The organism is Caldivirga sp. UBA161, from assembly GCF_002506515.1.
Taxonomy (GTDB): Archaea; Thermoproteota; Thermoprotei; order Thermoproteales; family Thermocladiaceae; genus Caldivirga.
This window is the reverse complement of sequence record NZ_DAXS01000087.1, coordinates 3,018-13,165: the sequence shown is the minus strand read 5'-3', so window position 1 is coordinate 13,165 and position 10,148 is coordinate 3,018. Positions and strand designations below refer to the sequence as shown.

General features: G+C 43.0%; 10 protein-coding genes. 7 read left to right on the top strand and 3 right to left on the bottom strand.

Annotated elements, in window-relative coordinates; translation table 11 throughout:
- On the bottom strand, positions 1-963 hold a 963-nt coding region (locus tag BP896_RS09755), incomplete at its 3' end, for a lyase family protein (RefSeq protein WP_291767940.1).
- Between the two features lie 197 nt (positions 964-1,160).
- Here BP896_RS09755 and BP896_RS09750 point away from each other — a divergent pair.
- The 3 genes from BP896_RS09750 (at position 1,161) to BP896_RS09740 (ending at position 3,404) form a co-directional block, all read left to right on the top strand.
- The gene (locus BP896_RS09750; protein WP_291767938.1) at positions 1,161-1,445 is read left to right on the top strand and encodes a UPF0147 family protein; all 285 of its coding nucleotides are present in this window, start codon (positions 1,161-1,163) and stop codon (positions 1,443-1,445) included.
- 108 nt (positions 1,446-1,553) lie between these two features.
- Positions 1,554-2,795, top strand: a complete 1,242-nt coding sequence (locus BP896_RS09745) for a nicotinate phosphoribosyltransferase (RefSeq protein ID WP_291767936.1) — start codon at positions 1,554-1,556, stop codon at positions 2,793-2,795.
- Between the two features lie 66 nt (positions 2,796-2,861).
- Positions 2,862-3,404, top strand: a complete 543-nt coding sequence (locus BP896_RS09740) for a hypothetical protein (RefSeq protein WP_291767935.1) — start codon at positions 2,862-2,864, stop codon at positions 3,402-3,404.
- Here the strand turns inward: BP896_RS09740 and BP896_RS09735 are convergent.
- The gene (locus tag BP896_RS09735; RefSeq protein WP_291767933.1) at positions 3,401-4,282 is read right to left on the bottom strand and encodes a dihydrodipicolinate synthase family protein; all 882 of its coding nucleotides are present in this window, start codon (positions 4,280-4,282) and stop codon (positions 3,401-3,403) included. The two genes, BP896_RS09740 and BP896_RS09735, sit on opposite strands and share 4 nt — an antisense overlap.
- A gap of 117 nt (positions 4,283-4,399) precedes the next feature.
- Positions 4,400-6,202 (bottom strand): glycoside hydrolase 5 family protein, encoded by a 1,803-nt coding sequence (locus BP896_RS09730; RefSeq protein WP_291767931.1) that lies wholly within the window; start codon positions 6,200-6,202, stop codon positions 4,400-4,402.
- A 60-nt stretch (positions 6,203-6,262) separates the two neighbouring features.
- Here BP896_RS09730 and BP896_RS09725 point away from each other — a divergent pair, with 60 nt between their 5' ends.
- From BP896_RS09725 to BP896_RS09710, 4 genes are all read left to right on the top strand, one after another.
- Positions 6,263-6,871, top strand: a complete 609-nt coding sequence (locus BP896_RS09725; RefSeq protein ID WP_291767930.1) for a rhomboid family intramembrane serine protease — start codon at positions 6,263-6,265, stop codon at positions 6,869-6,871.
- Between the two features lie 74 nt (positions 6,872-6,945).
- Positions 6,946-9,168 carry an elongation factor EF-2 gene (locus BP896_RS09720; protein ID WP_291767929.1) on the top strand — a complete coding sequence of 741 codons (2,223 nt, stop codon included), beginning with the start codon at positions 6,946-6,948 and terminating at the stop codon, positions 9,166-9,168.
- Positions 9,169-9,228: 60 nt separating this feature from the next.
- The gene (locus BP896_RS09715) at positions 9,229-9,522 is read left to right on the top strand and encodes a hypothetical protein (protein WP_291767927.1); all 294 of its coding nucleotides are present in this window, start codon (positions 9,229-9,231) and stop codon (positions 9,520-9,522) included.
- 116 nt (positions 9,523-9,638) lie between these two features.
- Positions 9,639-10,148: sulfite exporter TauE/SafE family protein (locus tag BP896_RS09710; protein ID WP_291767925.1), on the top strand; the 510-nt coding region annotated here is incomplete at its 3' end.

Sequence of the window (10,148 nt, the reverse complement as noted above, 5' to 3'; positions counted from 1 at the left end):
CTGATTAGCGTAATCCAGCCCCACAACCTGAGCCACCACCAGTAGGGTTGCCTCCACGGTTATTGGGTTAGTTTTACCTGGCATAATGCTGCTTCCAGCCACCTCCTCTTGGGTTGGTAAGTCAATTTCATTCAATCCAGTCATGGGACCTGAGAACATTAACCTTACATCCTGCCCTAACCTATATAGATTAATAGCCATTGTACGTAGGGCGCCACTTAAGTTCAACATATCCGTTAGCAACCTCAATCCCCTAAACTTATTCGCAGGCTTAAACCCCAGGGAAGTAACCTCATTAATCTCCCTTACCACCCTCCCCTGAAACTCCGGGTGGGAGTTTAATCCAGTACCTACTGCTGTTCCACCTATGGGTAATTCCTTAACATAGTCCAAGGCAGACTCAAATATTTTTAAATCATGGGAGAATGCGTCAAGATAGCCGCTTAATTCTTGTCCTAGGGTTATGGGTAGTACATCCCTTAAATGGGTCCTACCAGCCTTAATTATGGTATCAAATAATGTTGACTTCTCACTTAATAATATTGTTAATTTATTAAGAGCTGGTATGAGAAGAGATTCCGAGGAATATGCGGCCGCTATTCTGATGGCAGTGGATACAGTATCATTTGATGATTGCCCTAAGTTCACGTGATCATTTGGGTGAACCCTCCTACCTGAAATTTCACTGGCCCTCTCCGCAATTATCTCATTAATATTCATGTTTAATCCAGTACCGGAGCCTGTTTGGAAAACATCCACGGTTACTTCATAATCAAACTTACCCTCCATAACCTCCCTGGATGCTTGCATTATTGCCTCCCCCAAATCTGCATCAAGTAGGCTTAAGTCAGTGTTAACCTTGGCGCAAGCATACTTTACTAATCCCATAGCCCATATTACCTGGCGGGGGAACCTTATACCGGTATTCATGAAGGGTCTTGAAGCCGCTTCCACATACTTCATAAAGAATCACTTAATCTTAAGGCGTTTATTCCTTATAGTCTAGTTAATGGGAACTTAACTTTAACGTAATATTTATCAAAACAGGCAATGAATAATTCAGTAAGGTAAATAATAAAGCTAGGTGAAGGATTGGGTTCGAATAGCGCTGGATTCATGAGGTAAAAAACTTATTAAGCTATAGGAACACCCTATAGGTTATGTCATCACTGGCCAGTGATGAGGCTAATGAGAAGATAGCTCAAGCGCTCTATTACCTGGAGAGGATAATCCACGATATGGGTATACCGAGGAATATTAGGAGGGCTGCCAGTGAGGCTGCTAGGATCCTTAGGAATAATCAAATGAGCCCAGGTCTAAGGGCTTCAACAGTAGTCAGCCTACTTGATGATGCCTTATCAGACCCCAATATGCCTACCTACAGTAGGGTCCTCATACTTCAGATTATTGCTGTTCTAGAGCAGGTAAAGGATATTGTTGGCTAATTATGCTTCTATTACCTTTTAACAGGCAGTTCCAACTGAGGGCTTAATGTTGATTACCTAAAACTGCACATAACTGTTTATAACCACTCTAATTAAGCACCTTTACTTATGGAGAGGGCATTCACTATTGCCAGTGAAGATGAGGTAATTAGGGGTGAGGTAACTGACGTGTACTTCGCTAGGACTATTGATGTACTTAAGGCAGCTGGGTTAGATAAGGTTAAGGTTAGGGCTGAATTCCACGTAATGAACCTCCCAAGGGATTACGAGTGGGCAGTCTACACAGGATTGAGTGAGGTTCTTGAATTAGTGAAGAGGGCTGGGCTTAAGGTTAATGTGTACTCAATGCCGGAGGGTACAGTGTTTCAGGCTAAGGAACCATTAATGATCATTGAGGGTAACTACATTGACTTCGCGGTCTATGAGACTCCAATACTGGGTATACTTAGGCATTACTCATCAATATCCTCGAAGGCGGCTAGAATTAAGTATAGGGCTATGAATAAGCAATGCCTATTCTTCGGCGCGAGGGCGCTTCACCCTATTATACAGCCAATGGCCGATAAGGCAGCCTACATGGGTGGGTGCGATGGAGTTGCTAATATTGTTGGGGCAAGGCTCCTCGGTATACCAGCTTCAGGTACTATGCCGCATGCATTAATGATAATTTTTAAGGCTGTTAAGAATGACCATACCTTAGCATGGGTTTGGTTCGATAAGGTGGTTCCACGGGATGTACCTAGGATAGTGTTGGCTGACACCTTCCTTGATGAGAGGGAGGAGGCCTTAATGGCAGCTAAACTACTGGGTGATAGGTTAAGTGGCGTAAGATTGGATACGCCAAGTAGCAGGAGAGGTAACATGAAGGCTATAGTTGAGGAAGTTAAGTGGACTCTTGAACTAGCTGGATATAGGAATGTTAAAATAATAGTGAGTGGTGGGCTTGATGAGGAGGCTGTAGGGGAGTTAAGCGACTTAGTGGATTCCTTCGGAGTTGGAACATCAATAGCGTTCCCACCCAGTGTAGACATAAGCATGGACATAGTGGAGTACTATGATGAGAAGTTAGGTGAATGGGTGCCCCTCACTAAGAGGGGTAAGATGCCTGGCTTTAAGCAAGTCTACAGGTGCAGCGGCTTCAGGGACTTCATAACCCCATTCCACTCTACCGTAAAGTGCCCTGATGGTTCAGAGCCTGAGGCTTTAATTAAGAAGGTTTATGATGAATCAAGCGGCATACTAATGAGTGTTAAACCAAGTGACGTTAGGAATCATGTACTCACTCAATTAGGTGAATTAAAGAGGAGTAATGGTACAGTATCCGCATACTTTAGTTCATTGGGGAGCTAAGTTTTTAAAGCAGTGCGCATAGTTTAAAGCCTACGAACATATTGTTGGCGCAATGGGTGATTTACATTGAGTGAAGGTGAGAGGAAGGCTGGTGAGTTAGAGTATGTGAGGAGGACTAAGTACCATGTTGAGAATATTAATGGGATTGAGGTCACTAGTTTCGAAGTACCTTACATAAGGTACTTTGCTGAGGATGAGTTGATTTACCTTGAGGCAGTCTTAGACTTTAAGAGTACTGATGATTTAATTAAGAGGATTGATGAGAGTAAGCTTGGCAGGAAGACGATAGAGAAGGTGTTTGCATACAGGCTTAAGCAGCTTGATTCAGGTCCTGAACCCTGGCCAGTGGAGCCAGCCCTACTACCAAGTTTAATACAAAACAATGCTGAACCTAATCCAGTGTATGAGGTGAAGCCTGATGAGGGGCTTAATGAATTAGTTTCATCAGCATATGGGCTTAGTAGATTTATGTTCTCCTACTCAATAAGGATAAACGATATTGAGGACTTCCTATTCATGGGGGTTTTAAACAAGGGCTTCTATAAGGAGGTCTACATAATGAGGAACATTGAGCCAATGGCTATTGTTAAATATAATATTTACGTTTAAGCTGCTGGGGCCCTTATCCTTAAGCCTAGTTTACCTAAATCCGATGCAAGTGATTCCTCCTCCTCCCTAGTTAAACTCCTCACTAATGGTTCCTTAACGCTTCCAAAATCATACTTAAGTAATCTCACTAAACTATAATGTACAGCTGGCCTTGGATACTTATTGGCAGTATCCCTTACCTTAGTGACTAAGGCCTGAACCCTTAATGCGTTATTAACGTCACCATCCTTAGCCTTCCTATACGTATCAATAACTAGGTTAGTTATTGAGTTGGATAACGCTGAAATGCATCCCTTAGCCCCCACTATTATTGATGGCGCTATCATGTGGTCTGAACCATTAAACACCTCTAACCCCATCTCTATAAACTGCATTAATTGACCTAAATCACCACTACTATCCTTCATACCTGCAATCCTAACCCCATCCTTAATTAACTTGGTGACAATATCTGGAGTCACGTTAAATCCAGCGTTGCCTGGAATATTATATATGAAGGTTGGGAGTTCGGTTAACTGATTTAGCTTCATGAAATACCTCCTTATGGTTTCATAATCGGGCCTATAGTAAATTGGTACAATTGAGGCAATAGCTGACGCACCATACCTCTCAGCAAGCTTAACAGTACCAGCAACAGTATCCCAATCCAGTGAACCAACTTGAACAACAATAGGTTTACCACCGGAAGCCTCAGTAACAGCCTTGATAACAGCCTCCCTCTCCTCAAGATTAAGCAAAACACCCATACCAGTGGTACCGAGGGGGAAGAAGCCATTAACCCCCTCCTTAACAAGTGATGAAACATGTGCGGACAAGCCATCCACATCAACATTCCCATTCCTAAAAGGTATCGTTAAGGCAACCAACACCCCCTCCATAATAGCCTACTAATTCGTGAGCTTAAAAATACTCTGGGAAATTAATAATTGGGTTTACTTCAATAACTTCATGGAAAATTAAGGATTTGACTTAACCATATAGGAATTATTGCAGCATCACTCCCTCACAACTAGGTAATCCTTACCTCTTAAAACATATTCACCACTTACCTTCTCGCCTGTTTCAATATTAACACCGCTTACGTGTATCCTGGTGTCGCTCCACCCATGGTTAATGTACGCTACATAATTATACTTACTTGACTTAAGCCTAGCCACTTGAACCCACTTATTAGGCGTTAATGTACTAAGCCCCTCCCTTCTTAATATTAGATTATAGAGTAAGTGTGCGTCATAGTTCTCAAAGGGCTTTGGACTTAAGCCTAACCAGTACTCCAGTGGGTAGGTTATGAAGTATACTTTACCTGAACCTACGTTGGAGTAGACGATGACTGGATTACCTGCCGAATCCTTAAGTAGCACATCTCCTCCACTGACCTTAGCTATAGCCCTATCGTAGGTGTAGCCCATTGCTGGTACATTAATGTTAATGTTATCCACTGCCACATTTAACCCATCCGAGAGTATTGGGTAATTGTAGTAGAGGTCCAGTTTAATGGCCCAGTCAATGTTCATCCAGAAGCCGTAACAGTATGATATTACCGCAACTCCCCCTCTCTCTACGAATTTCCTGACCTCCTCCTGGGTCTGGGCAAGGTACCTTAATGCGCATGGTAGAAAGAGTACCTTAACGTCATTACTAATCTTAGTCCTGCTTCCCTCTATTATTACACCATCTGTTAGGGGTTCCTCAATAATAACCCTTGGATTTAAGCCATTTTGAACAAGCATAACGTACGAGGAGAGGAGCGCAGTGGATATTTTGCGGGCGTCATCCCTTGAGGTGAATGGGTAACTCCAGTATACGTATGATGGGATTAGTAAGGCAACAGAATCCTCCACAGGCTCCACGTCACCAAGTGTTGAAATTAACCTGGAGAACCTTGTTAATTCATCACCCTGAGGCTTAACCCTCCAATCAACTGTAGTTACACCGAACCTGAGTTCATGGGGATGGTGGGAGTATGGCCTCTGGTTAATCAATGGGAAGTCACTGTAGCACCAGCCCCATGCACCCATAGCCCCGCTAATTAAGGAACCCATTAGTACAGTCCTATAGTAGCCTGCTATGTGTTCATCAGAACTGAGTGTTGATGATGCTCCAAACTCCTCAAGTATTGTTGGCTTCCCCAATCCCCTGCAGGCCTTAATTATTAACTGAGGCATTACAGTATGCCTAATGGCATCAGTGTCAGGTGTGTAGAAGTGTGGCCCCATGTAGTCAACGTAATCCTTATACTTGTATGGGTTAAAGCCATTGAATGCCCCCATGATTCCCCAGCACCCATCACCAGTGGTAACCCAGTGCCCACCATCAAGTGACTTAACTAGGCTTGACATTTCCTTAATCCAGTCAGTAACCTTATCCTCACTTGACGTTGCGTATATTGGCAGCTCATTACTAAGTATCCAACCCCTAATGGCTGGGTGGCCCCTGAACCTTGACACTATGGTTTCAATAAGCACCTTAACTTCATTCCTAAGTTCAAAGAAGTCCCTACCACCCCTCCATTGGGGGTCCCAATTCTCACCAGACATGTGGCCAACTATGAATGTTAAGTAAACCCCAACATCATGTTTATGGGCTAGGTCAAGGAATTTACCTAGCCTCCTAAGCATCTCCTCATCAACCCTCCCAGGCTCCCTCTGGAAGTCAGGCCAGTATATGAAGGCTCTAATTACATCAACACCCAGTTCCCTGATTTGGGCTAATTCCTTATCAACAACCTCCTCATTGAAGAACCTCCACATTAATGGCCCCCCATTCTTACTCCAGTAGTTTAAGCCTATTAGGAACATGAGTTGGTTTTCTAGGAATAAAGTTTTAAAGTAATACTTCATTAGGCCCATTGAGTAGTAATGGCTGGTCAACCACTTCACGTTAATGCCAGGACAACAGCAATAATAATAATCATAAACAGCGTCCTGTCAATACCATACCTGGTGTTCAGTTACCTTGGTTTAGGGAGGGCTTCCGCATTAATGGGTATTCTCCTATCAGACTACTTAATAGCACCATACTTACCTTGGCCCCTTGGATTAGTTACATCAATGTTCTTCGACCCATCCATACTTGACTACGTATTCAACATGCTTACCTTATTCTTCATTGGCCCGTTCTTTGAACGTAGGTATGGGAGGGGTATGATGTGGAGGGTTTACTTAATTTCAGGGTTCTTCTCAGCGTTATCAATATTCCTATACGGGCCTAATACATTCATTGCGGGGGCTTCAGGGGCATTATTCGGTATGATAGGTTTCATAATTGCCTTACCTGATAGGTGGGTTATATTATCTAATCCGTGGAATGTAATAGCGATAATATTCCTCCTAACGCCCTTTGCAGCCAGCTTTGGTATAGCCTACCTTGGTCATTTACTGGGTTTCGTAGTTGGTATAGTTTATGGCTACGTTTGGTACAGGAGGGTTGTTAGGTATGGTGCTAGGCTTAGGTATAGGTATTTTTAACATTGCCTCAACTTACTCTGGCCTTGCCTGAGAAAACTTTATATAAGCTTATAGGAAAGTCCACGTGATCATGAATGTCAGTTAGAGTTGTTGAGAAGAGGATAGAGGATATTCTAGAGATAATGAGGAATCCATCGCAAATTAGGAATGTTGGTACACTAGCCCATGTTGATCACGGTAAAACAACCACAACAGACTCCCTACTCATGGGTGCTGGTTTACTTAGCCCTAAGGTTGCAGGTAAGGCGCTTGCGTTGGATTACGTTGAGATTGAGCAGATAAGGCAGATGACCGTTAAGGCAGCTAATATAAGCCTATACTTCGAGTATGGTGGTAAGCCCTACTTAATAAACTTCGTTGATACGCCAGGCCACGTTGACTTCACTGGGCATGTGACTAGGTCACTTAGGGTAATGGATGGGGCCCTCGTTGTTGTTGATGCGGTGGAGGGTGTTATGACTCAAACCGAGACCGTGGTTAAGCAGGCAATGGAGGAGATGGTTAGGCCAGTGTTATTCATTAATAAGATAGATAGGCTAATTAAGGAGCTTAGGTTATCTCCACAGGACATTGGTAATAGGATAGTTTACATTACCAAGGAGTTTAACTCACTTATTGACTCATACGCACCACCTGAGTTTAAGGAGAAGTGGAAGGTCAGTGTTAATAAGGGGCAGGTTGCCTTCGGCTCCGCCTTAAGTAAGTGGGGTTTAACAATCCCAATGATGCAGGAGAAGGGTATTAAGTTCAGCTACATAATGGATGCCTACGAGAGGAATGCTGTTGATGAGCTTGCTCAAGAATTTCCACTATACAGAACCTTGTTAACCATGATTATAGAGCACATTCCACCACCTGACGTTGCCCAGAAGTATAGGGTACCTAAGTTATGGAAGGGTGACTTGAATAGCCCAGTGGGGAAGGCGCTACTTGATGCTGACCCTAATGGTCCATTAGTCATAGCTATAAGTAAGATAAATAAGGATCCCCACGCTGGCTTAATAGCCACTGGTAGGGTTTTCAGTGGAACTATTAGGGAGGGTGATGAAGTTTACATAATTGGGCAGAAGATAACTAAGAGGGTTCTTCAAACCTACCTATACATGGGTCCTAATAGGATAATAGTGCCTGAGGTTACTGCAGGTAACATAGTGGCATTAATGGGTGTTGATGAGGCTAGGGCCGGTGATACACTTGTGGCAACTTCACTTAAGGATATTCCACCATTTGAGAAGATGAGGTATGTATCGGAGCCTGTGGTCACTGTGGCAATAGAGCCTAAGAATCCTAATGACTTAGCTAAGCTCGTTGAGGGGCTTAGGGACCTGGTTATTGAGGATCCAACATTAAGCCTTAAGATTGATGAGGAGACTGGGCAAATACTATTAAGTGGTGTCGGTACGCTGCACCTTGAGATAGCCACATGGCTACTGAAGGATAGGACTGGCCTAGACTTCGTTGTTTCGCAACCATTAGTTAGGTTCAGGGAGACTGTCAGAGCTAGGTCGCAGGTCTTTGAAGGTAAGTCACCTAATAAGCATAATAGGCTATATATAAGCGTTGAGCCGCTTGACGAGGAGTCCATAAGCCTAATACAGTATAGTGAGGTAACGGAGGATATGGATCCAAGAGAGAGGGCTAGGATACTTAGGGAGAAGGCTAATTGGGATACAGATGAGGCTAGGGGTATTTGGGCAATAGATAATCAATACATTAACGTGCTCATTGATAAGACCAGTGGTATTCAGCACCTTAGGGAGATTAGGGATTACATAGTCCAAGGCTTTAGGTGGTCAATGTCAGCTGGGCCATTAGCCCAGGAGCCAATAAGGGGTGTTAAGGTAATACTACATGATGCGGTGGTTCACGAGGATCCAGCCCATAGGGGTCCAGCCCAAATAATGCCTGCAACTAAGAACGCAATATTCGCCAGCTTCCTTTCAGCTAACCCAACATTGCTTGAGCCCCTCCTGCTAATTGATGCTAAGACTACTGTTGACAATATGGGTCCTGTAACCAGTGTAATAACTAGGCATAGAGGCAGGGTTATTGACGTCACTCAGACTGAGACCATGGAGGTGGTTGTTAAGGGTGAGATACCTGTGATAGAGTCATTTAACATAAGTGATGAACTTAGAAGCGCCACGACAGGTAGGGTCTTTTGGAGCCTACAGTTCTCACGTTGGGCACCAGTGCCTGAAAGCCTCCGTGAGAGCTTGATACTATCAATTAGGGAAAAGAAGGGGCTACCTAAGGAGTTACCTAAGATTGAGGACTATATTTCGACAATTGCCTAAAATGCATATAATGCACTAATCATGAATCATAAAAATACCTTTAAGTGATTTAAATTAACAATGAATGATGATATTGAGGAATTAAAGAGGAAATTAATTAAGGAAATGCTGGCTTCAAAATCTAATAGGCGGGATAATGGAATTGAAGTAATGGATTTAAGAGGGATAGGATGCGATGCATTAAAGAAATTCCTTGTGAATTACCAGTTAGGTGAACATAATAAGAGGTATAGAGTTCTCTTAGATGACTACACGTGCTTCGCAATGATTAAGAGGGCTATACCATTACTGGGTGGTAAATTACTGAACCTTGGCAGGGAATCAACATACCTATTTATAGAATATGAAAAATAATTATAGTATTATGAATGTGAAATACTTTATTTTAGACTAATTATAATACTCATGTTAGTATATTCATCTTATATTGGGAAATAACTCTTAATAAGGATAGTAAATGCGCTGCATCAATGCTTGGGAACATAATAGCCCTAGCTAAGTTCATTGAGATTATGATTGCAGGCCTATGCGCAGGCATATTAGGTTCATTAGCCGGCTTAGGTGGTGGAGTTGTGCTTACCCCTGTGCTAACATTGTTTGTGGGAATACCAATGATGTACGCCTCTGGTTCAGCCTTAATATCAACCATAGCCACCTCAGCAGGTTCAGCAAGCGTCTATGTTAAGAGGAGGTTGGCTAATGATAGGATTGGGATAAGCCTAGTTACTGCAACCTCAGGTGGCGCTATTGCCGGGTCATTAACCGCTAATTACGTGTATGAGCATGGTTTAACATGGATAATATACACTGTATTCGGCATCGTACTCTTACTCTCAATAATACCCACCGTACAGAGAAGTACATGTGAGTTACCACCATTACGTAACCCCGATAAGACAACTAAATTACTTAGACTATACGGCGTCTGCTATGATCCTGCACTTAAAATTTGGTACAAGTATTGGGGTGTTCGTTGGTGG